Here is a 26,007-nt window from a genome sequence, read left to right as displayed (position 1 = left end):
CTTTCTTTTTCTTCGGTTTTTCTTCTCTTTTCCACAGCGCGGCCCGCGTGCGTGCGACGCCATGAAAGCGCTGAAGCGGCATTGGCCGCGCATAGCCATCACCTTGCTGCCGGTCTTGCTGGCGCTTGCCCACTCCACGGGCGCCTGGCGCCTCGGCGCGATCGATCGGCTCGACCACCTGCTCTACGACGCCCGCCTGCGCGCCACCATGCCGCGCACGCTCGACCCGCGCGTGGTGATCGTCGATGTGGACGATGCCAGCCTGGCGCGGCAAGGCCAGTGGCCCTGGGCGCGCGACAAGTTGGCGCGGCTCACGGAAGAGCTCATCGGGCGCCAGCAGGTGGCGGTGCTGGGCTTCGACGTGATGTTCATCGAGCCCGACCGGAGCTCCGGCCTCGACAAGCTGCGCCAGATCGCAAGCGGGCCGCTGCGCGACATGCCCGGCCTTGCCACGGGCATCGAACGGCTCGCACCCGCGCTCGACAACGACGCCACCTTTGCCCGCGCGCTCGAAGGCCGGCGCGTGGCGCTCGGCTACTACTTCACCCGCACCGAAAAGCCGAGCGCGAAAGGCCAGTTGCCCGCGGCTCCGTTGCTCCAGCCCGAGGCATTTCCGCCGGGCCACGGCTACGCAACGGCCTGGAACGGCTTTGGCGCCAACCTGCCCGTGCTGGCCGCCGCCGCGCCTGCGTCGGGGTTCGTCAACACACTGGTCTCGTCGACGGGCGATGGCGCCATCCGCGCCGCACCCCTCATTGCGCGCTACGAAGGCGATGCGGCGCGGTCCGGCTACTACGAATCGCTCGGTCTCGCCGTCTACCGGCTGGCCAACGGCGGCCCGCCTGTGCTGCCGGCCTTTGCCTCCGGTGGCGCCGTGCCCCGGCTCCAATCCCTGCTGGTGGGCCGCCTGCGCGTGCCGGTCGACGAAACCGCCAGCATGCAGGTGCCGTTTCGCGGCCCCGGCGGCGCGAATGGCGGCTCGTTCCGCTACGTGGCCGCCGCCGACGTGCTCGAAGGCCGGCTCGCACCAGGCGAGCTGAAAGACAGGATCGTGCTCGTCGGCGCCACTGCGCCTGGCCTGCAAGACCTGCGCGTCACGCCCGTGGGTGCCGGTTTTCCAGGTGTGGAGGTGCACGCCAACGTCGTGTCGGCCATGCTCGACCACCGCCTGCTCGCGGTGCCCGACTACGCCGCCGGCTACGAAGTGCTGAGCCTCTTGGCCGCGGGCCTGGTGCTGGCGCTGGGCCTCTCGCTGCTGCCAGCCACGCGCGCCCTTCTGCTGGGCATTGCCACCGTGGCTGCGCTGGTCGGCGCAAACGCCTGGCTTTACCTAGGCCACGGCCTTGTGCTGCCGCTGGCCACGTCCCTGGCCATGGCGGCGCTGGCCTTCGTGCTCAACATGGGCTGGGGTTACTTCATCGAGTCCCGCGCGCGCCGTGGGCTGGTGCGGCTCTTCGGCACCTACGTGCCGCCGCAGCTGGTCGACGAAATGCTCAGGGACCCCGGCCGCTACAGCATGCATGCCGAGAGCAAGCAGATGACCGTCATGTTCTGCGACATGCGCGGCTTTACCAGGCTGTCGGAGCAGATGGCACCGGCCGAGCTCCAGGCCTTTTTGAACACCCTGTTCAGCCGCCTCACCAATGTCATCAGCGCGCACCGCGGCACCGTCGACAAATACATGGGCGACTGCGTCATGGCCTTCTGGGGCGCGCCCGTCGACACCCCCGACCACGCCACGCTGGCCGTGCGGGCCGCGCTCGAAATGGCGCACACCGTGCGCGACATCAACCAGGCCCAGCGCGCCGTCGGGCGCCCCGAAATCAGCGTGGGCATCGGCATCAACAGCGGCGTCATGTGCGTGGGCGACATGGGCTCCGTGGCACGGCGCAGCTATACCGTGGTTGGCGATGCGGTCAATCTCGCGTCGCGCCTCGAGGGCCTCAGCGCGCACTACGGCGTGGAGATCGTCGCCAGCGGCGCCACCCGCGAACTCGCGCCCCGCTGCCTCTGGCAGGAGCTCGACAGCGTGCTCGTCAAGGGCAAGGCACAGGCCGTTGCCGTCTTCACGCCCCTGGCCGCCGACACCGAACAAGCCCAAGGCCCCGCGGCCGAGCAGCGATCCCAGCACTTGCAGCGCTGGGCGCAGGTACTTGACGCCTACCGCCGCCAGGACTGGGCGATGGGCCGGACCCTGCTGGACCCATTGCTCGCCGCAGATGCCAAAAAAGTCCTTTACCAGCTCTACGCCCAGCGATTAGCCTCGATGGCGTTGCGGCCTCAAGACCCCGAATGGGACGGCGCAACCCGGTTTGAAACCAAATGACCACAAACACAAGCGGGGGGTCTTTCTCAATGCAGGTTCGCGTGCTGGGCTGCTCGGGTGCCATTGCCAAGGACTGCCGCACCACCTCGTTCCTCGTCGACACCGACCTGCTCGTTGATGCGGGCACCGGCGTGGGCGACCTCACGCTCGACGAGATGGCCCGCATCGACGACGTGGTGCTCACCCACTGCCACCTCGACCACATTGCCGCGCTCCCTCTCATGCTCGACGCCGTGGGCGGCCGCCGCACCCGCCCGCTGCGCGTGCACGCCCTGCGCGCCACCATCGAGGCGCTGCGCGCCCATGTGTTCAACAACGTCATCTGGCCCGATTTCGAGAGCATTCCCAGCCCCGAAGCCCCCTTCGTGAGTTTTCACGACATCGCCGTCGGCCAGACCCTGCAACTGGGCAGCGCCACGCCCAAGCGCGTCGAAGTGCTGCCCGCCGTGCACACCGTGCCCGCCTGCGGCTTTGCCGTGAGCCGCGCCGAAGGCGGTGCGAACTGGGTCTTTTCAGGCGACACCGAGCGCAACGCCCCCTTCTGGGACCGCGTCAACGCGCTGGACGTGGCCATGCTCGTCATAGAAACCGCCTTCAGCAACCGCGAGCAGGCCCTGGCCGACCGCAGCCTCCACCTGTCACCCAAGGTGCTGGCCGACGAGCTGGCGCACATCGAGCCAGGCAGGAAATACCCGATCTACATCACCCACACCAAGCCCGCCGAAACCGAAGAAATCATGAACCAGATCGACGCGCTGGTGGGGCATCAGGTGGCCGGCTTGGCGCAGCGGGACATTCGGTGGCTTAAGGCGGACGGAGTATTGACTTTTTGAGTCCGGCGGACGACCGGGCATGACAAAATTGTCACGTTCTGTAGCATCTCGGAGCGGAATGTGTCACTTGATGTAAATTTAGTGTTAACAAAAGTGTTCATTTCCATGGCGAAGTGGCCTCCCGGACGGGTGGCACAGATGCTGCGGAAGAAACTGCGCTCCGGGCTGGTTCCCGGGCTCTACCAACCAACCTGGAGTTTTTGAATGAACCGTCGTTTGATCGCACGCAACGTGCAAAAGGGTTTCACCCTTATCGAACTGATGATCGTTGTGGCGATCATCGGTATCTTGGCTGCTATTGCTATCCCCCAGTACCAAACGTACATCGCCAAGTCGCAGGTCTCGCGCGCTGTTGGCGAAACTGGCGCCATCAAGACTGCTATCGAAGACTGCATGAACAACGGCCGGACCACCATCGGTGCAGCTGCTGGCGAGTGCAATCCTGGTGCTACCGCTTCGAGCATCCTCTCCGGTACTGCGCAAGCTGGCGCTCCGACTGTGACCGGCGCAGGCTATCCAGTGGTGACGATCACCGCTTCTGCCGGCACGGCTTCGATCCTGGGTACCTTCGGCAACAAGGCCGCTAACACGCTGACGGCCGGCACCGCGAAGGCAATCACCTGGAACCGTGATGCCAACGGCACGTGGACTTGCACCAGCACCGCTGATGTCAAGTACAACACGGCTGCCTGCGGCGCTGCCGTCGCTGCCTCGCCGTAATTTACATTTACGTCACAAGAGGCCGCCTTCGGGCGGCTTTTTCGTTGCTACGGTGGGGTGTAAATGAACGAATCGATTGAGTCAATCCTTAATACGCTATGGTACCAATGGGATTGTGTAAAAGAACTCATCCTTTTGACGACGGGCGGAGTACTAATCGCCATTTTGATTAACAAGTGCAATTGGCGGGATGAGCTACGAAGACTGCGCCCTTCGAGTCTTCGAGTCAATCTGATGGTGTATTTCGTTGACGCTTTGATTGTGGCGGCGCCAATCTCCGTGCTGGTCGGCGTTATTTATCGGGTGCTAGACTCAAGGGGGTTGATATTCTTTGCCCCCACGCTGGATGCTATGCCGGTGTGGATGGCCGGCATGATTTGTATTGCAACCGGTGATTTCGTCGGATATTGGCGTCACCGGCTTGAACACTCTCCTATACTCTGGTCAGCTCATTCGCTCCATCACAGCGACGAGGAAATGACTTGGTTCACATTGTTTAGATTTCATCCGATCAATCGGGTTTCGACTGCTGTTATAGATTACGGTGTTTTATTTCTTCTCGGATTTCCGCTTTGGGCAATCGCGTTTGCTGGTTCAGTTCGACATTTTTATGGAATGTTTGTTCACATAAATAGGCCTTGGACGCTCGGAATTGCCGGCTGGTTGTTAGTCTCGCCGGCAATGCACCGATGGCATCACGTTCGCGCGGGACAAGGCATGTATAGCAACTACGCTACTGTGTTCAGCGTTTTCGACCGCGCTTTCAGAACTTTCTATGTTCCTGGGCCTTGCAACGAAAAGCTCGGTGTAGAGGGGGTCGACCATACGGAGTATCTATCCCAGATGCTCCTCCCATTTACGGACCTTTGGCAGAAAATTTGCGAATTGCGACGATCTGCGCTTTCGGCGCGGAATTGATCTGATCCCTCCGAGTCCCGTATTTTGAGGGCATTAAACGCGATCTATGCGCTAGGCTCAGACACTCTTTCGCCTGAACGATCATCAAGCACAAGACGTCAGGAGGCCCGGTCTCCGCATCTTGGCATGCGACCTGCAATGTAATCTTCCAACTGAGGAGAGAACGCATGAAGAAGAGATTGGGAAAAGATCAGGGATTCACGTTGATCGAACTAATGATCGTTGCGGCGGTGATTGGCGTGCTCGCAAGCATCGCACTACCGCAATATCAGACATACGTATCGCGCGTTCAAGTAACTCGCGTCATGTCGGAAGTCGCCGCCTTGCGGACGATAGTTGAAACCTGCGTCATCGAGGGGCGTACGAGTGTAGGCGTGGGAGCTTCGCAATGCGACCCTGGCGCCGCGGGCTCTTCGCTCATGACCATGCCCGCAGCGAACGGCGCCGCTCCTTCGTTGTCAGAGCTCCCCGCCGGCGCCGGAGTGCCGGCTGTGACTTTTCCTGCCGCAGGCGATCAGGTCGCAGTGATGACTGCTACTTTTGGAAATTCGGCCGCTACCGTGCTCGCAGGCCAAACATTAACTTGGCAGCGCAACGCGGCAGGAAATTGGACATGTCTCAGCAGTGTGCCTGCGTCGTTCAAATCGCCGCAATGCTCATGACATCGAACCTGATCGAACAAGCACTCAGTGCTGCTCGATGAGCATTCAGTTGCGTTGATGACATCTTCGATGTCGCCATTTGCCATCACGCGGTCGGCAAGTCGAGTTGAGAGCGCGGCCCCCGCTGGTAGATTGCAGTCCAACGCCGTTCAGACTGCTTGAGCCCAAATTGCGCAGCGGGGGCTACCCCCGCATCACTCGTTACACATGATCGGGTTGCGCCTTTCCTTGTCGCTCGCATACGGGTGGCAAGCCTGAGCATCTGAACACCAAGGCCTCGCAAAAAAAAGCGCTACACAGAGGTACTCTGGCAGCGCTTTCAAAGATCGATCTCGTACCAGGGTGCGCTTCGACCAACTAGCTAGTCGATCAATCCGCCGTCGGCACTTCCCGCCAGTTCAGCAGCCGCAGCGTGGTACCAGCCGGCGGCCTGAAGCCGATCTTGTCCAGGTTGCCGCGCACGTCGCCGGAGATCAGGCGCACGGTGCCGTCGACGCCCACGAACTTGAGGTCGGTGATCGCGGTGGTGGACTGCACGAACGCGGCGCCGCTGGCCAGCGCTGTGCGGCCGGTGTTGAAGTCGATGGCGTAGATCCGGCTCTGGCCCGAGGGGCTGCAGGCATCGCCACTGGTGAGCAGCGACGAGAACGCCACGATGCCGTTGAAGGCGGTCGGGCTCGCCACCAAGCGAAGCCCGATGCCGCCTTCCGTGCCTAGATCGAGGTACCAGCCGCGCGAATCGGTCGGAACGACGGTGCCGCTCACGAGGTTGGTGACAGCGGTGAGCGCGCTGCGTGTCACCGGCATGGTGCTGTCGGCCGGCTTGAAGGCGGTGGCGGTTCCGTCGATGACGGCATAGAAACTCTGCGTCGCGCCGGAGTTGATGTCGCTCGCATCGAGCAACTGGCCGGTGCCGACCATCACGTAGCGCTTGCGGGTCGTGGGCTGAATCTGCACCAGTGGGCGCGAGGTGATGGGCTGGGCTCTCGGGGTGGTGGCGCCATCGGTGAAGAGGGCGATCTTGGTCGGTGCCGGGTAGTCCGTGGTCGTGCCCGCGGGCGCGGTCACGTCGAAGCGCCAGAGCTGGCCGTTGAGGTCGCCGACGTAGATCGCGTCGGCCGTGCCGTCGGTCAGGTCGGGGATGAAGGCCGTGGCGTGGGTCATGCCGTTGGCCGTCGCGCCGGTGCTTATCTTCTGCAGCAGTGCGCCGGTTTCCGGATGCACGAGGTAGAGGTAGCCGTTGTGGTTGCTGGTGTCGTTGTGATAGCCGGAGGTCAGCACCACCACCCAGCCATAGCGCTTGGTCTTGAGGACCAGGGGCGCGCCGTAGCTGAAGCCCATGTCCGCATCGGTGAACTCCCACAGCACCTTGCTTGCAACGATGGTTTCATCGGTCATCGTGGCCGGATCGGTCACATCGATGGCGTAGAAGCTCTTGCCGCCCTTGCCAAGGCCGCCAACCAGCAGCGAACGCCAGTCCGAGCCGGTGGCCGCGAAGGTGCCGCCGGCGCGGTCGAAGTCGACGTCGACCACCTCGGGCGTCGCGTCGACGTAGTACTTGTGCAGGTAGTTCGGGTTGCCCAGCTGGGCCAGGCCGTCCGCGGCCGGCGTGGTCGGGTTGCTGGGGCCGTTGAAGAGCGCGTTCGGCACGTAGGCAAACTGTTCGAGGCCGGCGCTGGTGCCGGTGAGTTCGCCGCGGAATGCATGCAGCATGCCGTCGTTCGCGGCCGCGTAGACCATCGTGGGGCGCGTGGCCTTGGCCGTCTTGAAGGCGGCGTAGCCGCGGTTCACAGCGTCGGAGTAGCTCGATGCGGGCGGGCCCACGGGCTTCACCTTCGCGTTGACGATGTCGCCGAGCAGCTTGCTGCGAAGCCGGTAGGGCTTGGTTCCATCGATCGCCGTCTTCTCCTGGCTGCGATCGCCGCGCAGGTAATTCAGGTAGTTGGCGCTGTCGTCGCCGGTGACGTAGAGCGTGTCGAGCGCGGCCGCCTGGCTGCCCGTTCCGGTGGTGAGGCTTCCGATGCGGAAGGGCACGCCGGCCGTGCCGTTCCAGGTGGCGATGCGCCGGTTGGTGTTCCAGCCCGTGCCGGCGAACTGCGTCGCGAGCTTGTCGGTGCTGGTCCATGCCGCCGTGAGCGAGGGCGTGCCGTCGGCGGCAAAGCTGATGCTGCTCGCGCTCACCACGCCGGTCCAGTCCTGGGCGTCGTACTGCGAGGCATACGAAGCCGAGCCCGTGGCCGAAACCTGCAGGGCCGAGAGCGAGAACGAGGTGGTGTACGCCTGAATGGCGTTCACGATGCGTTCGAAGGCTTGCGTCAGGCCGCGGACCAGCGTGTCGGGCTGGCCTGCGGCAAAGTAGTTGTCGGGACGCGGCTGCGTCAGGTTCGCGGCGCGTGCGTCGGTCAGCGTCTCGCCGCTGGTGGACCACCAGTCCAGCGGAATGGTGCCAGCGAAGGTGTAGGGGTCGAAGTCGGCTGGCAGCTTCTTCTGGTCCAGTCCGCCGAACTTGGCAGCAAGGTAGAACTGGTTGTTGTATTGGAAGGGCTGCTCAAGCACGTCCACCCAGTAGGTGCTGACCGTCTGCTTGCCGATGGTGTTGGCCTGTCCCGCCACGTCGGGACGGATGTCCTTGGTGTTGGCGTCGAAGGCAAGGCCCGCGATGTAGGCGGAGTTGTTGCGACCGCTGTAGTCGTTGGAGTTGCCGAGGTCGCCCAGGCCCTGCAGCGCACCGACGCGGTTGGTGGCCGTGACCGCATTGACGGTGTTGTCGTTCTCCACCTCGGTCTGCATGGCCGGCTCGCGGGTGCGGTAGGTGGTGTTGCCGGCCACGTTCTTGTCGACGTGGGTGTAGATGTCGCCGATGCCCAGCACGAAGTTGCGCTGGCACGAATACTGGATCGGGTCGCCCCAGTTGGTGATCACGGGGAAACCGTCGACCCAACTGGTCTTCGTGGGGGCGTCGGCAGTGCCCATCGAGCTCCAGCCCGCGACGTTGCCGAGGTTTTTGTAATACCGCATGACTGCGTAGTACAGCTCGCTGACAGGGTCGTAGTTCTTGTAGTCGCCCGGAAGGATCTGGCCGAACTTGTTCAGGTAGTTCATCACGCCGCTGTCCGCGATGGCCACGCCGGTCGCCGTCGTGGTCGCGGTCGCATCGGCGGCGTCGGGATTGCCGATGAAAGTGCCGTCGGTCTCGCTCCACTCCTTGTTCGCGTTGGCCGAGGGCGCCTGGCCGGGGGTCGGCGCGGTCGGCCCGACGAATTTCTGCCTGGCGCGCAGCACGCCGCCGTCGCGCTGGTCACTGCTGTCGTTCAGGTAGCCGAAGGCGCTGAAGCGCATCTTGTCGGCGTACTTCTGGATCAGTCCTTCGGGCTTGTAGTTGGTGCCGTAGGCCTTGCAGTTGGCCTCGAGTCCACCGGCTGCGGCCGAGGGGTCGCATACCTTCACGCGCATCGTGAAGTCGCCATCGACCGGCCCGGTCACGGAGAACGGCGTGAAGGCGGTCGACGAGGGCGTGCGCCAATGGAACTGCATCACCGCGCCGCCGCCCCGCTCGTAGTACTCGATCTGCACGCGGAACTCCTGACCCGCCGTGAGAGCGATGGTCGCAGAATCGTTGGTGGTCGGACCGTGATCCGTCCAGTTGTCGATCCGGAGGTCGCTGTTGCCGAAATTGTTGCCGTTGCCGGTCTTGACCCAGAGCCGCACGCCGTCGTCACTGATGGTGCGGAACGTGTAGTTGCCGGTCTCGGGCGCCGTATAGGTCCCGTTGAAGCGCGCCGAAAAGTTGTCGGCATTCATTCCGGTCACGGGGCTGCCGTTGCCCCAATCGTGGTCGGCGGTGTCCGTATCGACGAGGGCGAACCGGGGATTGGTAAGACTGATGTTGTTGAAGTACTGCGCCGACATCGTGCGGGTGCCGCCGCCCGTGGCAGTCATGCGCATCTTGAAGCCGCGGTTGGTGATGCTCACGCCCAGTGCGGTGGCACTGTTGAAGGGGGTGGCGCCTGCGATGGCCGATGCCGTGAGGTTGCGGTCCGGAAAGAGGCTGCGGTTGCCGTGCCAGGCCTTCTCGAGGATGGTGGTGGTGGCCGTGTCGACCACGCGCCTTCCGCCGGTCATGGCCCAGCGGAAGGGGTCGATGGTGGCGGTGGAGGCCCAGTTCAGGAAGTTGCCGCTCCACTTGTCGTCGTTGTCGCCCGTGCAGGTGCGATTGGTGGCGGCGCCGGCCGGGTAGAAGTAGCTGGAGTCGCCCTTGTCGGTCGTGCTGACGCCGTTGGCGGTGGCGTCGACCTGGTACAGGTAGCACTTGCCCGGATCGAAGTAGCCCAGGTAGTTGGTGTTGCTGGAGTAGTCGCCGACGTGGGCCGTGCGTGATGCCGTGGGCCATTCCACCGACAGCGCCAGTGCCAGGTTGCCTGGAACCTCCGAGGTCGAGAACACGGGCTGGTTGGCGAGCGGGATCGCGGACGCGAACATGGCGCTGCCGAGCGCCAGGCCGGTGGCGATGCCGGCGCGGCACACCGCGCGAACGGACGAACGAATTCTTGTTTTCATGACTCGCCTGTGCCCTATTCGGGCTTGGTGAAGGAGGCTTGCAGGAACGCCTGCGTGTCGCGCGGACCATCGACGCGAACCGAGACGCGGTAGATGGGCGGACTGGGAATGGACGGGCCGGGCGTGCTCAGCTGGCTCTGGTCGCCACCCAGCGTTTCGGTGGTCGACGGGGTGTAGACGCAGCCGCTCTTGCCGATGGTCGAGAACGCGCCGGTGGCGTTGCACATGCGGTCGATCACATAGCGCACGGTGACCCCGCCGCTGCCCGATATGGGGGTGCCGGTTGGCGCGAAGGTGTTGCCCACCACATCGGGTCCGGTCAGCGTGGTCTTCTTGAGCAGCACCTCCGGGATGCCTTGGGCATTGGCAACGAGCTGGATCGCACTGTAGTTCGCCCCGGGCAGGCTGCTGGAGGTCGCTCCCGTCGCAGCGAGCGCGCCGCTGGCCTGGAACTCCCGCATCGCCTTCGCGATTGCGAGTTCGCCCTGGTTGACCAGGTCGCGCTTGAAGGCGAGGTTGCCGGCCCCGACCAGCGAGGTGTCCATCGACCGCATGACCGCCACGCCGCCGGCGAGCAGCACCACGAGGATGATCAGGCAGAACAGCAGCACCACGCCGCGCTCGCGCGCCGGCCCGTGTATCTTGAAAAGTGTCTTCATGGGAAAGGCAGCAACAGCATGTTGCGAAGCGGAATGGTGGTGTCGATGACGCGGTAGCGGAAGTTCCGGTCGGAAGTCGCGATGGTCAGCGTGCGCTGGCGATCCGTCGGGAGGTCGCTGAAGACGGTCAGGCTGCCCGCCGTGACGGGTTCCTTCTCGAACAGGCTGCTTTTCATGACCAGCGCAACGCGCGCCGCCACGATGTGGCGCATGGTGTCGGGCGCGAGCATGAGCGTGCCAATCGCATAACCCGTGGCGGCAGGGTCGATCCATGTGTCGACGACGCCGTTGCTGTCGGTGTCGACACCGTACACCGCATACAGGGCGACGACGCCGTCGGCCAGCGCCTGCATGGCCGATGCGTCGGTGCCCTCGTCGCTGCCGGTGCCGGCCGCCCGCAGCAGGTCGTAGGCGACGAGCGTGCGATTGGCGTTCACGCCGACCAGCTGGAACTGCAGGTTGTTGGCACCCACATTGCCGAGCGGCGAAAAGAGCGCCGTGCCGTCCGCCGCGAGCGTGGCAAGCGACGTGGTGGCGCCGGTCGATGTGAAGTAGCGCCCTCCCATCCCCAGCACTTCGTTCCCCGCCGTTGCCAGTTCCGCGTTCGTCGAACTCACCTGCTCGAGCAGGCAGTCGGCCGTGCCTTCTTTGCTCACCAGTCCGATGTCGCCGTTGCTCAGGCCGATGGTGTTGTCCAGCCGCAGGTTGTCGTTGCCCGGAATCCCGGAGCGGATACGGCGCGGCACGTCGCCCGCCGCCGCGTTGCCGCCCATGACCACGAGGGTGTCCGAAGCGCCGGAGGCGCCCTTGGCAATCAGGAACGGTGCCAGCCGCAGATTCCCCGCCGCGGCGGCCCCGGAACCGCCGAGCAGCGTGTTGAACGGCGCCGGAAACGCGGATGCGGTTCGCGGCAGGATTGTGGTGGCCGTGCCGCCGATGAGGCGCGCGGCGCTCAGCCGGCAACCGAACATCCCGCGCGTGCCGGTCTGCGCGAAGCCGGAGCCGGCGCTTCGCAGCAGGCGGTCGATTTTGTAGACGGCGTAGGAGCCGCTCTGGTTCATGTCGTTGGTCGAGGTGGTGCTGCGCTTGTGCGACTCGCCGAACGTGACGGCGCTGGTCACTGCGAGCACCACGACCAGGCCGATGACCATGGCCACCAGCAATTCGATCAGTGTCAGGCCGCGCTGCGCGGCGCGGGCAAAGGGCATGGAGCGGGCGTTCATGGGGTGGGCGGCAGCGCGACGCGCGTGGTGAGGCGGCTGGCCTGTTCGCCGGTTGTTGCGCGCTGGGGGGGGGTCCAGGTGATGACGATGTCGGCGGTGTTGGTCGTGGCGTCCGAAGTGATCGCGACGCTTCCCCCGGGCAGGCCGCCGGCCAGCGGGTTGCTGGCGCGGGTGGTCCAGGCAGCGGCGTCGATCGCCACCGTCCGAGTGGTCCACATGGCTGCTGCGATGTCGTTGGCGATCAGGGCGGCGCGGTTGCGGTCTTCCGCATCGATCGACAGGTTGATCGCCCGTGCCTGAAGACCGATCAAGCCAAGCACGCCCAGCGAGAAGAGCAGCACTGAAACCAGAACTTCGAGCAGCGCAACGCCGGTTTGGCCGCGGCGAGAAGAGGTGCGGGTACGTTTCATGGCGCGGCGGGGCAGCCGTCGGGCTGGCTGTCCGAAAGGGTTCTGGCCGGGTCGCACAGGCGGACTTGCCCACCCAGGGCGACTGTGACTCGCAGCGGGCGATCGCCTTCGACGCTATCGCTCATTTGAATGGTGTATGAATACCCGGCCATCGGCGGCGATTCGCAAACAGCGCTGGTCACGCCTGGCGAGGCATTCGGAACAAGGCGCCCGAGCGAGTTGAAGCAAATCGCCTCCGGCCCCGAGATCGCGACGTTCGAGCCGACGTCTCGCAGGACTCCGGCCTCGACGAATGCGCTGGTTTCGCCCTCGGTCATCAACGTCACGGTGTTGATTGCCCAATTGCTGCCATTGGTCGCAGCCGTGTAGCCGCTGGCAGTGGGTTTGTCGTTCGTCAGCGAGAAGACAACCTGCCGGCTGCGGCGGGTGGCTTCCGCTTGGGCGAGGCGCAGACCGTTCTGCAGCGAATCGCTGACAGTGCGGATCTTGTTGTTCCGCACCCACCCAATCATCGAGGGCGTGGCGAGAGCGGCAAGGATCGCCATGATCGCGACGGTGACGATCAGCTCGACCAGGGTGAAGGCCTTCTGGCGCCGATGGGAGCCCTGCTGCATCAGCACGCCTGCCCCTTTTTCACGATCCAGGAGGAGGTGCATGTCCTGGTCCAGCCCCACGCGGGAGGCATGTCCACCGTAGCGCGCACATTCTCCTGATTGATCGTGTAGATGGCGCCGTTGGCTGGGCCGCTTCCTGCTGCCCTGAGCGTATAGGTGGTCCCAGTGGGCGCGTTGGGCGCCGGACACGTCACGACGAAATTGCCAAAGGTGCGCTTGCTGGCGACCACAGTGGCGTCACAGGGCGGAACCAGACCTCCCGGCGTCGTCGCGTAGGTCCGGTTGTCCTGGAAGTAGCGCTCCATGTCTGCACGCATGGTCGCCAGGGCATTGGTGCCGTCCACCACATAGCCACGCCGTACGTAGTCCTGGTAGCTGGGAATGGCAATGGCCGCCAGCACGCCGATGATGACCACGGTGATCATGATTTCGATCAGCGTGAAGCCGCGAGAGCCGTGTCGATTTGCCACGGTTTCGCGTGGAATCGCTTGTTGTTTCATTGACACCTTTCGTGGCCGCAATCCCTTTTTGGGAGGCGGACAGCAGTTGTAGACAGTTGTCAAAGAATGTCTCTAATTGTGTTTTTCTGCAAAACCGCTCGTCTCCCGCCCGTAGCCATTCGTCGGCTCACCCGGCCCCCGGCCGGCACAATCGACCGGATGACGTCCCGCACAGCACCTCTCGAGGTGGCCGTCCTCCCATCGAAGGCCCTTGGCGCCCTGCGCGCCGGCCTGGTCGCGTTTCCCTTTCTCTGCCCGCTCGTGGCGGGCCCCTCGGTTCAGGCCTGGCAGCTGTTTGCAACCTGGGTTTGCCTCGCGGCGATGGTTCTGGTGATTCGTCCGGGCGCGCCGGCGCGGAGCGTCTGGCTCTGGCTGGCGGCCGCAGCGGCGGCGATCGTGCTGTCTTCTTCTTTCTTCTCCTCGCAAGCCGCCGCCGCTTCGTGGCTGCCAGCTGTCGCGGCGCTGGGCGCCGTGGCCGTTTCGGCCTGCGTCGGGGTCGGCATGGCGCGTGGCGGGCCTTCGGCTTCGGCGGCGCTGGCGGTGGGCATCCTGGTGGCTGGCTTGGTCAGCGCCGTGCTCGGCCTGCTCCAGTACTACGGCCTGGCGGAGCCGCTGGTGCCCTGGACCACCACGCCCGCGCTGGGCCAGGCCTACGGCAACTTGCGCCAGCGCAACCAGTTCGCCACGCTGATCAGCATGGCGCTGGTGGCGGCGCTGTGGATTTACGCCACGCAGCCTTCGGTGCGTGCGCGGCGCTGGCTGGTGGCGGCGGCCTTGCTGTTGCTGGTGGCCGCGGCGGCGTCCACGTCGCGCACGGGCTTGCTGCAATTGCTTTCGATCGTCGGCGTGGCCGCCTTGATCGCGCGGCGGGAGCGCCGCGGCGTGTCCGAAGAAAGTGCGGCGGAGGTTGTTCGCTTCTTCAGCTTGCCGCCGCCGTGGGTGCTGCTGGCCATGATTCCGGTCTATTTCGCCATTGCCTGGGTGCTGCCGCAGCTTGCGGCGGGCGAGGTCGAAGGCATGATGCGGCGCCTGCAGGAGGGCGCGCCCGGCGACCACACGCGGTTCATCCTGTGGCGCAATGTGCTCACGCTGATCGCCGAGCATCCGCTCGCGGGGTGGGGCTGGGGCGAGCTGAGCTTCGCGCACTACAGCACGCTGTACGAAGGGCCACGGTTCCCGGAGATCCTGGACAACGCGCACAACCTGCCGCTGCACCTTGCCGTGGAGCTGGGCATCCCGGTGTCGGTGCTGATCTGCGGCGGCTTCATCTGGATGGTGCTGGCGGCCAAACCTTGGCGCGAGCGGGATCCGGCGCGGCTCATGGCGTGGGGCATGCTGGGCGCCATTGCATTGCACAGCCTGCTCGAATATCCGCTTTGGTATGGGCCGTTCCAGCTGGCGTTCGGGCTGTGCCTGGGAATGCTGTGGCCCGCCAGGCGCCACGCTTCATCGCCCCTGCGGCAGCAGCGCTTCGGCAAAGGCCGGTGGGCGGAGCCGGTTGTGTTCTCTTCCGCCGCGGCTGCCGTGTTGATGGCGATGGTCGGCTATGCCACGTGGGACTACATCCGCATCAGCCAGATATATCTGCCGCGCGACGAGCGCTTGCCGGCCTATGAAGAAAGCACGCTGGCCAAGGCCAAGGGGTCGTGGCTCTTCGCAAGGCAGGTGGGTTTTGCGGAACTGACGCTCACGGCGGTGACCCCCGCCAACGCGGCCGCGCTGCATTCGCTGGCCGAGCGCACGCTGCACTTTTCACCCGAGCCGCGCGTGATCGTCAAGCTGATCGAAAGCGCCGAACTGATGGGCCGAGGCCATGAAGCCCAGGATCAGGCGGAACGCTTCCGCATTGCCTTTCCGAATGAGTACGAGCGCTGGCTGAAGGGCCAGCCGGTCGAGGCCGATATGCCTTGACAGCCTGGCTCGACCCCGCCTTTACTCCGCCACGTAGCTGCCCGACTTGCCGCCATGCTTTTCCAGCACATGCACATCGGTGATCCGCATCCCGCGGTCCACGGCCTTGCACATGTCGTAGATGGTGAGCAGCGCGACCTGTACCGCGGTCAGCGCTTCCATCTCGACGCCTGTGGGGCCCACGGTCTCGACCGTCGCGGTGCAGACCACTTGCGGTGCATTGCCTTTTTCGGCCAGCGCAAAGGCCAGTGCCACGCGCGTGAGCGCCAGCGGGTGGCACAGCGGAATCAGGTCGCTGGTTTTCTTGGCCGCCTGGATGCCCGCGATGCGGGCGATGCCGAGCACGTCGCCCTTCTTTGCGGTTCCCGATTCGATCAGCGCCAGCGTCGCGGGCTGCATCTCGATGCGGCCGGTGGCCACGGCCACGCGATGGGTGGCGGGCTTGGCCGCAACGTCGACCATGTGGGCCTGGCCCTGAGCGTCAAAATGGGTGAGGGAACTCATGTGTGAACGATCGGTGTGGAGGTGCATCATACGAGCCCGAGCCATGGACGAGGAATGCCGCGCTTGACTCCTTCTGACACGAAAAAAAATTCTGCCGTGCCCGCATTGCGGGCACTGTGCGCTACGGTTCTCATAGCGTCCCAGATCCTGCTGCCGGTACCCGCCCGCGCGCAACTGCAAGCGCTGCCAGGCCTGGGCGACGGCGGCGAGATGACCGCCAGCGCCGAGCGCAATCTGGGCGACCAGATCGCGCGCGAGCTCTATCGCGATACCGACTACATCGACGACCCCGTCATCGCCGCCTACGTGCAGGATATCTGGCAGCGGCTCCTGGCCGCCGCACGTCAGCGCGGCGAACTCACGCCCGAGCTGGACGAGCGCTTTGCGTGGACCATCCTGCTGGGGCGCGACCGCAACGTCAACGCCTTTGCACTGCCCGGCGGATACCTGGGCCTGAACATGGGCTTGATTGCCACCGTAGGCAGCCGCGACGAACTGGCAACGGTGCTCGGCCACGAGCTGTCGCACGTCACGCAGCGCCACATCTCGCGCATCATGAGCCGGCAGGGCAAGCAGATGCCCTTGATGCTGGCCGGCCTGATCCTCGGCATGATCGCGGCCAGCAAGAGCCGCAACGCCGATGCGGGGCAGGCCGTAATCATGGGCAGCCAGGCGCTCTTCATGCAGAACCAGCTGAGCTTTTCGCGCGACATGGAGCGCGAGGCCGACCGTGTGGGCTTCGGCGTGATGACGCAGGCCGGCTTTGCGCCGCAGGGCGCGGCCGCCATGTTCGAAAAGCTGCAGTACGCCTCGCGCCTCAACGACAACGGCTCCTATCCCTACCTGCGCAGCCATCCGCTCACGTCAGAGCGCATTTCCGACATGCAGGGCCGGTTCCAGTTCCGCCTCGATGCCGCGCCGGCCATGCCGCTGGCCATGGACCACGCCATGATTGCCGCGCGTGCGCGCGTGCTCACGCGGCCGGGTGTCGACGTGCTGCGGCTCGGGGTCGAAGCGGCTTCCAGCGGCGAGTTCGCCAGGAGCGGTCCGGCCCAGCAGGCCGGCACGCTCTACGCAGCGGCGCTGTCGGCCAAGGATCTGCGCGATTTCAAGGCGGCGCGCGCCCTGGCCGAGCGGCTGACGGCACGCACCGCGGAAGACCCGTCGGCCGCCAGGCTGGCGCGCTGGCTCATGGCCGAAATCGAACTCGCCGGCGGCGGCGCTTCCAAGGCCGCGGCTTTGCTGGATGCGAAGTCCAAGGAGCGGCCCGAGATGCTACTGGCCGCCGACACGGCCGTGGCCACGCGCCAGCCCGCGCCCATGGTGCCGGTGCTGCGCGATTGGGTCGCCACCCATCCGCGCGATGCCACCGCCTGGCGGGCGCTGGCCAATCTGTATGGCGCGCAGAACGACACGCTGCGCGCGGTGCGTGCCGATGCCGAAGCCAACGTGGCCATCCTCGACTACCCCGCCGCGCGCGACCGCTTCAAGGCCGCGCAGGAACTGGTGCGCAAGCCCGGCGCGCCCATCGACCACTACGAGGCGTCGATCATCGACACCCGCGCGCGGGACGTCGAAGCATTGGTGAAGCGGCAGGCCGAAGAGCCGCCGCTCAGGCAATGACGACGAACGGGCCGGCGGCTCAGCGCCTGGACAGAAGCCCGCCCAGCGCGGCTTCGATGATCAAGCCCAGCAGCGAATAGATCAGCGAGCCGATCAGCGCAGCCACGAAGCCGCTGACCTGGAAGCCCGTGAGCAGGCCCGACGCGGCCCAGAACAGCAGTGCATTGATCACGAACAGGAACAGCCCCAGCGTGACGATGGTGACCGGCAGCGTAAGCACCACCAGCACCGGCCGCACGACCATGTTGAGCAAGCCGATGACCGCCGCGGCAATCAGCGCGGAGCCGAAGCTGTTGACCTGGACACCGTTGTAGAGATAGGCCACCGCCAGCAGCGCGACGGCGCTGAGCAGCCATTTGAGGATGATGCGCATGCGCCGCAGGATACCCCACCGGCCCGCAAAAAAACGAGAGCCCCGGCGCGTTGCCGCACCGGGGCTCGTCGTGAAGCAGTGTGTGTTTATTCGGCCAGTTCGTTCGCGAGCACCAGCAGGGCGCCCATGCCCATCACGGCACCCGGAAAGGCCCAGCCCGATTGACGCGGCGGCGTCTGGTCGGGCGTGACCGGTTCCAGGTCGACACCGATCTTGGGGCGGCGCGCATCGACCACGTGGGTGGCTGCATGCTCGCGCTTCAGCTGCTGCGTGAGATCGGCCAGCGGGCCCTTGGCAAGCACCGGTGTCACCTGTCCGCCATTGCGTTCGAGCACTGGCAGCAGCTGCGCCTGCACCTTGCTGAACCACTTGGCGCGCCAGTTCTCTCGTGCGCTGTGGCTCACCCATTTGCTGATGCGATGCGTCATGCGCGGTGCGCAGGCCACGAGCACCCAATGACGAGCCACGACGCTGTTGGCGTCGGGAGTCAGTTCGGCGAACTGCTCGCAGGCATAGCCGGCGTCGTCGACATAGAGAATGATCGTTTCCACGGTGCGCTCCTTCAGGTAGCTAGAGTGGCAGAGACTGGCCGAAAGGGGAAGGGCATTTTTGCCGGCGCCTGCCGGCGTTCAGCTCGACGTGACGGCCTCGGCGGGCTTTTGGCGCGCCTGGCGCACTGCCACCCACTTGCCGATGACCAGCACCAGCAGCGCACCGGCGATGCCGGCTGCATACCTGACCATGTCGGTCTGCGGCACCTTCGGCACCCATGTCCAGGCCGCGGTGTTCGACAGCGCGGGATCGGACACCGCCATCGTGCCTGCGATCCAGCCCAGCAGCATGCCACCCAGCGTGATGATGATCGGGAAACGGTCCATCAGCTTGATGACCAGCTGGCTGCCCCAGACGATGATCGGGATGCTCACCAGCAGGCCGAAGATCACGAGCGGCATCTGGTGGCTCTGGCCGGCGCCCTGAGCGGCGCCTGCAATGGCGATCACGTTGTCCACGCTCATCACCAGGTCGGCCACGATCACGGTCTTGACGGCGGCCCACAGCTTGTCGCTGCTCTGGATGTTGCCGTGCGCGTCGTCATGGTCGGGTGCCAGCAGCTTGATGCCGATCCACACCAGGAGCGCGGCCCCGACCAGCTTGAGGAACGGAATGGCCAGGAGGGTGAGCGCGAAGAAGATCAATATCACCCGCAGCACGATGGCGCCGGCCGTGCCCCACAGGATGCCCTTGGTGCGTTGCGCAGGCGGGAGCTTGCGGCACGCCAGGGCGATGACGACGGCGTTGTCGCCGCCGAGCAGGATGTCGATCATGATGATCTGACCGACCGCGACCCAGAATTCCGGGGTCATGAACTGTTCCATAGGTTCCTCTTGTCTTCGCGCGGTCCGTCCATCCTGGGTTGGATGGCGACAGTCCGGCGCATGCGTTGCATTTCGATCCATCCCGTGCAGGAATGTCGAAGCGATGGCGAAGACCGGGCGAATGACCGGGGATTCTGGAACGCTTCGACCAAACCTGCGCAGGTTCAAATCGAAGGTCTTGCTCGACAGCGCATGCCCGGGGGCACGTGTTGCCCGACAGGCCGGAAGTGTTGTGCTTCGTATTGACGACCAGTCGATTCCCGCCGTTGTGCGGCAGTTGGGAGCTACTCCCCTTCGTGGGGCGAATTAGAGCATCCTGACCGGTGTTCTGGCAACCTGAAATTTCCGATGCTGCAAAAGCAATGCCTTGAAGAGCCTGGTTCAAAAGGGCATGAAGCTATGAATTTTGTAGCGCCTATAACCTTCAGCGGCCGCGGGGCATTGCCGGACTATGATCGCCGCTCGCTGTTTTTTCTCTCTCCATGGCCGCCATTCACATCATCGACATCGAGGCCGCCATCAATCATTGGCGCGAGAAGAGTCCCTCGCCCGACGGCGTTACCCTGGCGCCCGAATTGCGCGCGCTTGCCGAGGTCTACGCGCTCATGGTGTTCCACCACGAAGACGAGGTCGACGAGTTCGGATTTCCCCCCGATGCCTGGGCCGCTTGGCTCGACTGGTATCACAGCACGCCCGACACCCCCTGCATAGCAATCTGCTCCACCAGCCAGGGCGACGACGAGTGCAAGGGCTGCGGCCGCAGCTTCGACGAGGTGCAGCATTGGCCCGCCATGTCGCCGGCGGAAAAGCGCGTGACCTGGCGCCGCATCACCATGGAAGACACGGCCTGGCGCTTCAACAAGTACGCCGAGCGCGCGCGCGAGGCCGAGCCGCCGCAATGGCCCGACGACCCGGCCGAGCCCCTCGGCCCCGACGACACGCCCTGAAAGGGGCCGCCGAATGCGCCGCCTCGCCCAAGCACCCAATCTCGCGATTGCGACCTTGTGGGTGCACGCGTTGCAAGAGGAGGGCGTCCAAGCGACGGTGCAGCGTGAATTTCTCGGCGCCGTGATGGGCCAGCTGCCGCCAGACCAATGCCTGCCTGAAATCTGGATCGACGACGAAGCTCAGTTCGAGCGCGCGCAGCAAGTGCTGCATGCGGCGCAGCACAGGCCTCAGCGCAACTGGCAATGCGTGTGCGGCGAGCGGATCGAAGGCGGCTTCGAGCAGTGCTGGCACTGCGGCGCGATGATGCCGCCTGTTTAAGGCGCTACTTCCACCGCAGCAGTTCGACGTCGATGCTGTGGGTGCCGTCGCCCAGCGTCAGCGTGTTTTCCTGGATCGTCGCCTGCAGCTGCATGCTGCGCTGCGCCAGTGCGGCCAGCGCCTGCGAGGCCTCGGTCGGCACGCGGTACACCTGCAGGTTCTGCGGCCGCGTGAGCTTGGTCTCGATGCCGCGCCACCAGATCTCGGCCGCGTGGTTGAAGCAGTAGACGATCACTTCGTCCGACTTGCCGCAGGCCTTGATGATGGGCTTGTCTTCCGGCTGGCCGACCTCGATCCACAGCTTGGTCTCGCCGGTGAAATCGCGCAGCCACACGTCGGGCTCGTCGACGTTCGACAAGCCGGCGCCAAAGGCCAGCGTGCCGTCGCCCTGGCACACGTCCTGCAGCTTGTGCGCATTGAGCGCGAGCGCGACGAGCCGGATGATCATCCGCTCGTCGGTCTCGCTCGGGTGGCGCGCCAGTGTCAGCGCATGGTCGGCGTAGTAGCCGTGGTCGATGTCGGCCACCGCGAGGGCGGCCTTGAAGATGGTGGATTTGAGGGCCATGGGTGCGCGAGTGTATGCGCCCCCATGGGCTTCATCAGAACGCCACCGACGCCTGCAGGTACACGGTGCGCGGCTGGCCCACGTACTTGCCGCCGTTGTTGTCGACCGAGCGGTTGTAGTAGCGGCGGTCGAACAGGTTCTTGACGCCGACGGCCAGCTTCAGGTTGCTCATCGACGGGCCGAAGTCGTATGCGGCGCGCAGGTTCATGGTGGCGTAGCCCGGAATGTTGCCCAGGCGGCCGGTCGAGTCTTCCATCGTCACGTAGTTTGCGCCGTCGTCGGGCGACCCCGGCGAACGCTGCTTCGATTGCGCGTATACGTCGGCATTGAAGGTCCACGGCCCGCGCTCGTAGCGCGCGCCGAGCGTCGCCACCTGGCGCGAGTAGAACGGCAGGTCGCGGCCGGCAAAAGCCCCGGCCTTGGCGATGGCCTGGGTGTAGGTGTACGTCGCGGACACCGACACGCCCTTGAGCGATTCGCTCAGCGTGCCAAGGTCGTAGCGCAGGGCCGACTCCACGCCGCGGTGCCGCGTGGCGCCCAGGTCGGTCCATTGGCCGACGTCGCCGGTGATGGAACGCGCGAGCAGTAGTTCCTTGTCGAAATCGATGTTGAACAGGGTCAGCTCGCCGCTCCAGGCCTCGCCCTTGTAGTGCGTGCCGATTTCATAGGTCTTGGCCTTCTCGGGGTGCAGGCCGGTGGTGGACTGCGCAAGCTGGGCGTACTGCTGCGGGCCGAAAGACACGCCGGCATTCGCGAACACCGACCAGCGCTCGTTCATGCGGTAGAGCACCGACAGCGTCGGCAGCACCTCGTTGGAGTCGATCTTCGGAAAGTTCGCGCCCGTGACCCGGTTGTTGGCCAGGGTGTAGACGTCGTTGTGCGAGCGGATCGACTCGTAGCGCACGCCGGGCGTGATGGTCCAGTTGCCAAAGTCGATCCGGTCATCAATATAGAACGCGTGCGCGGTCGTGCCGCCTTTGCTCGACTGGTACGCAGGCTGCGCGAGCGTGAATGCATCGAAGCCCGGGCGCGGCCGGTAGTAGGTGCTGCGCGTCGCCACCTCGGAGGCCTCTTCCTTGAGATAGCGGGCTCCGACGCTGATCTCCTGCACCACGCTGCCCGAATCGATCAAGCGCGAGTAGCGGGGCTCGAAAGCGTAGGTCTTGTAGTTGCGCGGTGCGCTGGTCAGGCGCCGCCGGCCGGCATTGGCGCCCGTGCCTTCCTGCTCGAGGTAGCTGCTGCGGAACGAGTCGGTGTAGTAGCTCAGCATTTCGAACTTGTTCACGCCGTCGTTGTGCGTGTACTTGATCGAGCCGTCGGTCCGGCGCCCGGAGAATTCGTCGAAAGGGCGGTCGGACTGGAACGGGTCCGCGGCAAATTGCGCAGTCGTCAAGCCGCCGGGCATGCGGCCCTTGCCTTCGAAGTGGTGCAGCGAAACGGCGATGTCGTCCGTGCTCGAGAGGCGATAGGCGCCCTTCAGCATCAGGTCGTCGATGCTGGTGTGGTCGTTGCTCCGGCGAAAGCCGTCGCCGTGCGTGCCCGAATACAGCAGCGCAAGCCCGAGGCCGTTCTCGTTGGTGCCGCCCATGAAGAGGGTGGGCGTGGTCTTGATGCCGCCGCCGTGGCTCGCGCTTTCCACGCCCACGCCCACTTCGCCCGCGAACTGCTTCGGAATCGCCCGCGTCACGAAGTTGATGATGCCGCCCACGTTCTGGGGGCCATAGCGCACCGAGCCCGCGCCGCGCACCACGTCGACCGCCTCCAGGTTGCCGAGCGACACGGGTGCGAGCGAGAGCTGCGGCTGCCCATAGGGCGCATAGGCCAGCGGCACGCCGTCCAGCAGGATGGTCGAGCGCGGCGACAGGCGCGAGGTGAGGCCACGCACGCCCACGTTGAGCGAGATGTCGCTGCCGCCCGTGCCGTTGCTCTCCTGCACCTGCACGCCGGGAACCTGGCGCAGCACGTCGCGCACGCTGCTCGAGCCGCTCTCCTGGATCTGCTTGCGCTCGACGATGCTGCGCGCGCCGGGGTGCTCGAGCACCTTGGTTTCACTGGGCGTGCCGAGCCAGTCGCCCGTGACGGTCACGGCCTCCAGCGACTTCGTGCCATCGGTCGCCGGCTCGGCTTCGGCGGCAAAGCTCTGGAAACTGATGGGGAACAGCGCCATGACCAGGGCGGCGCATTTCTTCTGCTTGAACACGGGTTCTCCTCGGATATCAATAAAAAATCGACCGCAGCAGACGTCCCGTTCAGGACGTCGTGCGGTTGTTGTTCGAAAGCGCGGTGCCGCGGGCCGCGGCGGCCACGGCGCGGCGTCGCCACCAGAGCCAGACGCCGCTCAGGCCCAGGCCGGCGAGTGCCAGGCCAAGCAGCGCGACGAATGCCTGGTGCACCGGCCCGCCCAGCACGCCGGTGTGCAGCGGATAGATCACCACCACCGCGCCGTTGCCGGGGTCGAGGTCCTGCCAGCGGCGCACCGCCAGCACCTCGCCGGTCAGCGGATGCAGCCACACCGAGCTGATGCCGTTCGGATGCGGATCGTCGGCCAGACGGAAGCGCACCCGCATCGGGCGGTTCGGCCTGGCGGGCACCTGCACGTAGCCGATCGGCTGGCCCGGGAACACGTTCTGCGCGCGGGCGACCAATTCGTCGAGCGAAAGCCGGGGCCCTGCGGCCGTGCCCTTGGGAACCGTGGGCGGCTTGATCGGCTCCTGGCCCATGGCGGCCGAAATGAAGTTGCCGAGCGGCCGCCATGCCATGTAGGCACCCGTGAAGACCGACACCGCAATCAAGAGCCCGAGCACGGCGCCGCCGGTGCGGTGCAGGTCGAACAGCCCGCGCAGCAGGCCGCGGTCGAGCGCAATCCGTAGCGAAGGCGGCCAGCGCGTGGGCCACCAGAGCACCACGCCGGTGACCAGCAGGCACAGGTAGGCCAGCGCCACGAAGGCCAGGATGCCCTTGCCGGTGTCTTCCAGCAGCAGGCTGCTGTGCAGCTCGAAAAGCAGGTTGTAGGCGCCCTCATGCGACCCGCGCCGGCCTTGCTCCGCGCCGGTGGCGGGATCGAGATAGAGCGTGCCGTCCCAAGGCCCGCGCACATACACCCAGAGCGTCTCGCCGGGAGTGCGCGGCGGTCGCAGTGTGAGGGTGGCGTCAGGCCCGAACTCGGCCACGATGCGTTGGCGCAGTGGCTCGAGCGGCAATGCGGGCGCCGCAACGGCCGTGTTCCGGGCCACGAAGAGCTCGGGATGCGCATAGCGGTCGATCGGCAAGGCCACCACCAGCACCGCGCCGAGCAGCGCCGTGAGGGCAAGTACCGGCCCGAGCGAGAGGCCGATCCAGCGGTGAACCTTGAGCCAGAGGCGTCGGAGGGGGGCGCGCAGCATGAACAACAGGGGCTTTGAAGCCCCGTCAGGTTGTTGGCTGGCGCACCGCGAAGGGCGCGTTGGCTGAAGAGGGGCGTGAAGCGACGCAGGCAGCCGCCTTCAGGCGGCCGGAGCGTCGGTGCGGGAAGCCTCAGATTCTACTGGCGAGCTCCGCAGCCTTGCCCACGTAGCTCGCGGGCGTCATGGCGAGGAGCCGCTCTTTTTCCGCCTGGGGAATGTCGAGCGAGCGGATCAGTCCGTGCAGCGCCTCGGCCGTCACCGTCTTGCCGCGCGTCACTTCCTTGAGCTGCTCGTAGGCGCCCTGCACCCCAAAGCGGCGCATCACGGTCTGGATCGGTTCGGCCAGCACTTCCCACGAAGCGTCGAGGTCTTCGGCCAGCGCCTCCTCGTTGAGCTCCAGCTTGCCCAGGCCCGTGGCCAGGCTCGCGTAGGCCAGCGTGGCATAGCCGAAGGCCACGCCGATGTTGCGCAGCACCGTGCTGTCGGTCAGGTCGCGCTGCCAGCGGCTGATCGGCAGCTTCTCGCTCAGGTGGCGCAGCACCGCGTTGGCGAGGCCCAGGTTGCCTTCGGCGTTCTCGAAGTCGATGGGGTTGACCTTGTGCGGCATCGTCGAGGAGCCGATCTCGCCCTTCTTGAGCCGCTGCTTGAAGTAGCCCAGGCTCACGTAGCCCCAGATGTCGCGAGAGAAGTCGATCAGGATGGTGTTGGTGCGCGCCACGGCGTCGAACAGCTCGGCCATGTAGTCGTGCGGCTCGATCTGGATGCTGTAGGGCTGGAAGGCCAGGCCCAGGCCGAGCGGCGCGGGCGTTTCGATGACCTTGCGGCTGAACGCCTCCCAGTCGAAATCGGGCCAGGCTGCCAGGTGGGCGTTGTAGTTGCCCACGGCGCCGTTCATCTTGCCGAGCAGCTGCACCGAGGCAATCTGCGCGCGCGCCTTGGAAAGCCGCACCGCCACGTTGGCGATTTCCTTGCCGACCGTGGTCGGGCTGGCGGTCTGGCCGTGGGTGCGCGACAGCATCGACACGCCGGCGAACTGGTGCGACATCTCGCGCAGCTTGGCAATCAGCCCGTCGATCGCCGGCAGCACCACTTTCTCGCGCGCGGCCTGGATCTGCAGCGCATGGCTGGTGTTGTTGATGTCTTCGCTGGTGCAGGCAAAGTGAACGAATTCGGCGGCGGCCAGCAGCTCCGGCCGGGCGTCGAACTTGGACTTGATCCAGTATTCGACGGCTTTCACGTCGTGATTGGTGGTTTTCTCGATTTCCTTGATGGCCAGTGCGTCGGCCTCCGAGAAATGGGCCACCAGGCCCAGCAGGTACTTGCGGGCGCCACCCGTGAGCGGCTTGAATTCGGCAAAGCCGCAGTCGGACAGCGCAATGAACCACGCCACTTCGACCTGCACGCGCCGGTGCATATAGCCCTGTTCGCTCATCAGCGGGCGCAGTGCCGCAAGTTTGGCCGCATAGCGGCCGTCAAGTGGGGAGAGGGCGGAAACGGTGGAGAAGCTCATGCCCGAATTTTAGGCGGCCCGCGGCGACGTGCGTTCGCGACAGATCGAGGCCGCCCTTTTGGCGTTCCCCTAAA

General features: G+C 65.5%; 23 protein-coding genes. 9 read left to right on the top strand and 14 right to left on the bottom strand.

The features are described from left to right. Window positions 1-61: 61 nt before the first annotated feature. From ACJ7Z0_RS15470 to ACJ7Z0_RS15450, 5 genes are all read left to right on the top strand, one after another. A complete protein-coding gene (locus ACJ7Z0_RS15470) occupies window positions 62-2,326 on the top strand; it encodes a CHASE2 domain-containing protein (RefSeq protein WP_434790522.1) in 2,265 nt (754 codons plus the stop codon). Window positions 2,327-2,355: 29 nt separating this feature from the next. Beyond that, window positions 2,356-3,159 (top strand): 3',5'-cyclic-nucleotide phosphodiesterase, encoded by an 804-nt coding sequence (locus tag ACJ7Z0_RS15465; RefSeq protein ID WP_434792672.1) that lies wholly within the window; start codon window positions 2,356-2,358, stop codon window positions 3,157-3,159. 204 nt (window positions 3,160-3,363) lie between these two features. Then, a complete protein-coding gene (locus ACJ7Z0_RS15460) occupies window positions 3,364-3,879 on the top strand; it encodes a pilin (protein WP_434790521.1) in 516 nt (171 codons plus the stop codon). A 63-nt stretch (window positions 3,880-3,942) separates the two neighbouring features. Then, window positions 3,943-4,797 carry a sterol desaturase family protein gene (locus ACJ7Z0_RS15455; RefSeq protein WP_434790520.1) on the top strand — a complete coding sequence of 285 codons (855 nt, stop codon included), beginning with the start codon at window positions 3,943-3,945 and terminating at the stop codon, window positions 4,795-4,797. A 167-nt stretch (window positions 4,798-4,964) separates the two neighbouring features. Further along, a complete protein-coding gene (locus ACJ7Z0_RS15450; protein WP_434790519.1) occupies window positions 4,965-5,459 on the top strand; it encodes a pilin in 495 nt (164 codons plus the stop codon). A gap of 369 nt (window positions 5,460-5,828) precedes the next feature. On the opposite strand, the gene ACJ7Z0_RS15445 is transcribed toward ACJ7Z0_RS15450, so the two are convergent. From ACJ7Z0_RS15445 to ACJ7Z0_RS15420, 6 genes are read right to left on the bottom strand one after another with little or no spacing between them, the layout of a single operon-like run. Further along, window positions 5,829-10,016, bottom strand: a complete 4,188-nt coding sequence (locus ACJ7Z0_RS15445; RefSeq protein WP_434790518.1) for a PilC/PilY family type IV pilus protein — start codon at window positions 10,014-10,016, stop codon at window positions 5,829-5,831. A 14-nt stretch (window positions 10,017-10,030) separates the two neighbouring features. Beyond that, on the bottom strand, window positions 10,031-10,675 hold the full coding sequence (locus tag ACJ7Z0_RS15440) for a pilus assembly PilX family protein (RefSeq protein WP_434790517.1): 645 nt from the start codon (window positions 10,673-10,675) through the stop codon (window positions 10,031-10,033). Further along, on the bottom strand, window positions 10,672-11,898 hold the full coding sequence (locus ACJ7Z0_RS15435) for a PilW family protein (RefSeq protein WP_434790516.1): 1,227 nt from the start codon (window positions 11,896-11,898) through the stop codon (window positions 10,672-10,674). Before ACJ7Z0_RS15435 ends, ACJ7Z0_RS15440 begins: the two co-directional genes overlap by 4 nt. After that, the gene (pilV, locus tag ACJ7Z0_RS15430) at window positions 11,895-12,308 is read right to left on the bottom strand and encodes a type IV pilus modification protein PilV (RefSeq protein WP_434790515.1); all 414 of its coding nucleotides are present in this window, start codon (window positions 12,306-12,308) and stop codon (window positions 11,895-11,897) included. Before pilV ends, ACJ7Z0_RS15435 begins: the two co-directional genes overlap by 4 nt. Then, on the bottom strand, window positions 12,305-12,964 hold the full coding sequence (locus ACJ7Z0_RS15425) for a pilus assembly FimT family protein (protein WP_434790514.1): 660 nt from the start codon (window positions 12,962-12,964) through the stop codon (window positions 12,305-12,307). Before ACJ7Z0_RS15425 ends, pilV begins: the two co-directional genes overlap by 4 nt. Continuing rightward, window positions 12,922-13,422, bottom strand: coding sequence for a type IV pilin protein (locus tag ACJ7Z0_RS15420; protein ID WP_434790513.1), 501 nt, complete (start codon window positions 13,420-13,422; stop codon window positions 12,922-12,924). The genes ACJ7Z0_RS15425 and ACJ7Z0_RS15420 overlap by 43 nt, the downstream gene beginning before the upstream one ends. A 159-nt stretch (window positions 13,423-13,581) precedes the next feature. Here ACJ7Z0_RS15420 and ACJ7Z0_RS15415 point away from each other — a divergent pair, with 159 nt between their 5' ends. After that, a complete protein-coding gene (locus tag ACJ7Z0_RS15415; RefSeq protein WP_434790512.1) occupies window positions 13,582-15,333 on the top strand; it encodes a PglL family O-oligosaccharyltransferase in 1,752 nt (583 codons plus the stop codon). 21 nt (window positions 15,334-15,354) lie between these two features. On the opposite strand, the gene moaC is transcribed toward ACJ7Z0_RS15415, so the two are convergent. After that, window positions 15,355-15,837 (bottom strand): cyclic pyranopterin monophosphate synthase MoaC, encoded by a 483-nt coding sequence (gene moaC / locus ACJ7Z0_RS15410; protein ID WP_093020637.1) that lies wholly within the window; start codon window positions 15,835-15,837, stop codon window positions 15,355-15,357. A gap of 54 nt (window positions 15,838-15,891) precedes the next feature. Here moaC and ACJ7Z0_RS15405 point away from each other — a divergent pair, with 54 nt between their 5' ends. Continuing rightward, the gene (locus ACJ7Z0_RS15405) at window positions 15,892-17,460 is read left to right on the top strand and encodes a M48 family metalloprotease (protein WP_434790511.1); all 1,569 of its coding nucleotides are present in this window, start codon (window positions 15,892-15,894) and stop codon (window positions 17,458-17,460) included. 19 nt (window positions 17,461-17,479) lie between these two features. Here the strand turns inward: ACJ7Z0_RS15405 and ACJ7Z0_RS15400 are convergent, their stop codons facing one another. From ACJ7Z0_RS15400 to ACJ7Z0_RS15390, 3 genes are all read right to left on the bottom strand, one after another. Next, a complete protein-coding gene (locus ACJ7Z0_RS15400) occupies window positions 17,480-17,833 on the bottom strand; it encodes a phage holin family protein (protein ID WP_434790510.1) in 354 nt (117 codons plus the stop codon). An 86-nt stretch (window positions 17,834-17,919) separates the two neighbouring features. Beyond that, complete coding sequence (locus ACJ7Z0_RS15395) at window positions 17,920-18,384, bottom strand: hypothetical protein (RefSeq protein WP_431126447.1); 465 nt, start codon at window positions 18,382-18,384, stop codon at window positions 17,920-17,922. Between the two features lie 78 nt (window positions 18,385-18,462). Then, window positions 18,463-19,209 (bottom strand): TerC family protein, encoded by a 747-nt coding sequence (locus ACJ7Z0_RS15390; RefSeq protein ID WP_434790509.1) that lies wholly within the window; start codon window positions 19,207-19,209, stop codon window positions 18,463-18,465. A gap of 482 nt (window positions 19,210-19,691) precedes the next feature. On the opposite strand from ACJ7Z0_RS15390, the gene ACJ7Z0_RS15385 reads away from it, so the two are divergent. Both ACJ7Z0_RS15385 and ACJ7Z0_RS15380 read left to right on the top strand, forming a co-directional pair. Continuing rightward, on the top strand, window positions 19,692-20,156 hold the full coding sequence (locus ACJ7Z0_RS15385; protein ID WP_434790508.1) for a DUF3717 domain-containing protein: 465 nt from the start codon (window positions 19,692-19,694) through the stop codon (window positions 20,154-20,156). A 13-nt stretch (window positions 20,157-20,169) separates the two neighbouring features. Then, the gene (locus ACJ7Z0_RS15380) at window positions 20,170-20,475 is read left to right on the top strand and encodes a putative signal transducing protein (RefSeq protein ID WP_431126453.1); all 306 of its coding nucleotides are present in this window, start codon (window positions 20,170-20,172) and stop codon (window positions 20,473-20,475) included. A gap of 4 nt (window positions 20,476-20,479) precedes the next feature. Here the strand turns inward: ACJ7Z0_RS15380 and ACJ7Z0_RS15375 are convergent, their stop codons facing one another. The 4 genes from ACJ7Z0_RS15375 to purB all read right to left on the bottom strand — a co-directional run bounded on the left by ACJ7Z0_RS15375 (window position 20,480) and on the right by purB (window position 25,933). Beyond that, complete coding sequence (locus tag ACJ7Z0_RS15375; RefSeq protein WP_434790507.1) at window positions 20,480-21,040, bottom strand: YaeQ family protein; 561 nt, start codon at window positions 21,038-21,040, stop codon at window positions 20,480-20,482. A gap of 34 nt (window positions 21,041-21,074) precedes the next feature. After that, window positions 21,075-23,207: a TonB-dependent receptor family protein gene (locus ACJ7Z0_RS15370; RefSeq protein ID WP_434792671.1), complete on the bottom strand. Its 2,133-nt coding sequence runs from the start codon at window positions 23,205-23,207 to the stop codon at window positions 21,075-21,077. Window positions 23,208-23,289: 82 nt separating this feature from the next. Further along, complete coding sequence (locus tag ACJ7Z0_RS15365; protein ID WP_434790506.1) at window positions 23,290-24,423, bottom strand: PepSY-associated TM helix domain-containing protein; 1,134 nt, start codon at window positions 24,421-24,423, stop codon at window positions 23,290-23,292. Between the two features lie 130 nt (window positions 24,424-24,553). Next, complete coding sequence (purB, locus tag ACJ7Z0_RS15360) at window positions 24,554-25,933, bottom strand: adenylosuccinate lyase (protein WP_431126457.1); 1,380 nt, start codon at window positions 25,931-25,933, stop codon at window positions 24,554-24,556. Between the last annotated feature and the right edge of the window lie 74 nt (window positions 25,934-26,007).

Origin of the sequence: Variovorax palleresanus (assembly GCF_051144945.1) — a bacterium.
Classification (GTDB): Bacteria; Pseudomonadota; Gammaproteobacteria; order Burkholderiales; family Burkholderiaceae_C; genus Variovorax; species Variovorax paradoxus_S.
The sequence above is the reverse complement of the archived record's forward strand: the minus strand, read 5'-3'. Positions and strand labels throughout refer to the sequence as shown.

Excerpts from the sequence above, each read along its gene's own strand:
- ACJ7Z0_RS15450 (WP_434790519.1), top strand. The coding sequence starts at position 4,965 with ATGAAGAAGAGATTGGGAAAAGATCAGGGATTCACGTTGATCGAACTA.
- ACJ7Z0_RS15425 (WP_434790514.1), bottom strand. The coding sequence starts at position 12,964 with ATGCACCTCCTCCTGGATCGTGAAAAAGGGGCAGGCGTGCTGATGCAG.
- pilV (WP_434790515.1), bottom strand. The coding sequence starts at position 12,308 with ATGAAACGTACCCGCACCTCTTCTCGCCGCGGCCAAACCGGCGTTGCG.
- ACJ7Z0_RS15460 (WP_434790521.1), top strand. The coding sequence starts at position 3,364 with ATGAACCGTCGTTTGATCGCACGCAACGTGCAAAAGGGTTTCACCCTT.
- ACJ7Z0_RS15380 (WP_431126453.1), top strand. The coding sequence starts at position 20,170 with ATGCGCCGCCTCGCCCAAGCACCCAATCTCGCGATTGCGACCTTGTGG.
- purB (WP_431126457.1), bottom strand. The coding sequence starts at position 25,933 with ATGAGCTTCTCCACCGTTTCCGCCCTCTCCCCACTTGACGGCCGCTAT.
- ACJ7Z0_RS15465 (WP_434792672.1), top strand. The coding sequence starts at position 2,356 with ATGCAGGTTCGCGTGCTGGGCTGCTCGGGTGCCATTGCCAAGGACTGC.
- ACJ7Z0_RS15435 (WP_434790516.1), bottom strand. The coding sequence starts at position 11,898 with ATGAACGCCCGCTCCATGCCCTTTGCCCGCGCCGCGCAGCGCGGCCTG.
- ACJ7Z0_RS15365 (WP_434790506.1), bottom strand. The coding sequence starts at position 24,423 with ATGCTGCGCGCCCCCCTCCGACGCCTCTGGCTCAAGGTTCACCGCTGG.
- ACJ7Z0_RS15370 (WP_434792671.1), bottom strand. The coding sequence starts at position 23,207 with ATGGCGCTGTTCCCCATCAGTTTCCAGAGCTTTGCCGCCGAAGCCGAG.
- ACJ7Z0_RS15440 (WP_434790517.1), bottom strand. The coding sequence starts at position 10,675 with ATGAAGACACTTTTCAAGATACACGGGCCGGCGCGCGAGCGCGGCGTG.
- ACJ7Z0_RS15390 (WP_434790509.1), bottom strand. The coding sequence starts at position 19,209 with ATGGAACAGTTCATGACCCCGGAATTCTGGGTCGCGGTCGGTCAGATC.
- ACJ7Z0_RS15420 (WP_434790513.1), bottom strand. The coding sequence starts at position 13,422 with ATGAAACAACAAGCGATTCCACGCGAAACCGTGGCAAATCGACACGGC.
- ACJ7Z0_RS15405 (WP_434790511.1), top strand. The coding sequence starts at position 15,892 with ATGCCGCGCTTGACTCCTTCTGACACGAAAAAAAATTCTGCCGTGCCC.
- ACJ7Z0_RS15385 (WP_434790508.1), top strand. The coding sequence starts at position 19,692 with ATGGCCGCCATTCACATCATCGACATCGAGGCCGCCATCAATCATTGG.
- ACJ7Z0_RS15445 (WP_434790518.1), bottom strand. The coding sequence starts at position 10,016 with ATGAAAACAAGAATTCGTTCGTCCGTTCGCGCGGTGTGCCGCGCCGGC.
- ACJ7Z0_RS15455 (WP_434790520.1), top strand. The coding sequence starts at position 3,943 with ATGAACGAATCGATTGAGTCAATCCTTAATACGCTATGGTACCAATGG.
- ACJ7Z0_RS15400 (WP_434790510.1), bottom strand. The coding sequence starts at position 17,833 with ATGCGCATCATCCTCAAATGGCTGCTCAGCGCCGTCGCGCTGCTGGCG.
- ACJ7Z0_RS15415 (WP_434790512.1), top strand. The coding sequence starts at position 13,582 with ATGACGTCCCGCACAGCACCTCTCGAGGTGGCCGTCCTCCCATCGAAG.
- ACJ7Z0_RS15375 (WP_434790507.1), bottom strand. The coding sequence starts at position 21,040 with ATGGCCCTCAAATCCACCATCTTCAAGGCCGCCCTCGCGGTGGCCGAC.
- ACJ7Z0_RS15470 (WP_434790522.1), top strand. The coding sequence starts at position 62 with ATGAAAGCGCTGAAGCGGCATTGGCCGCGCATAGCCATCACCTTGCTG.
- moaC (WP_093020637.1), bottom strand. The coding sequence starts at position 15,837 with ATGAGTTCCCTCACCCATTTTGACGCTCAGGGCCAGGCCCACATGGTC.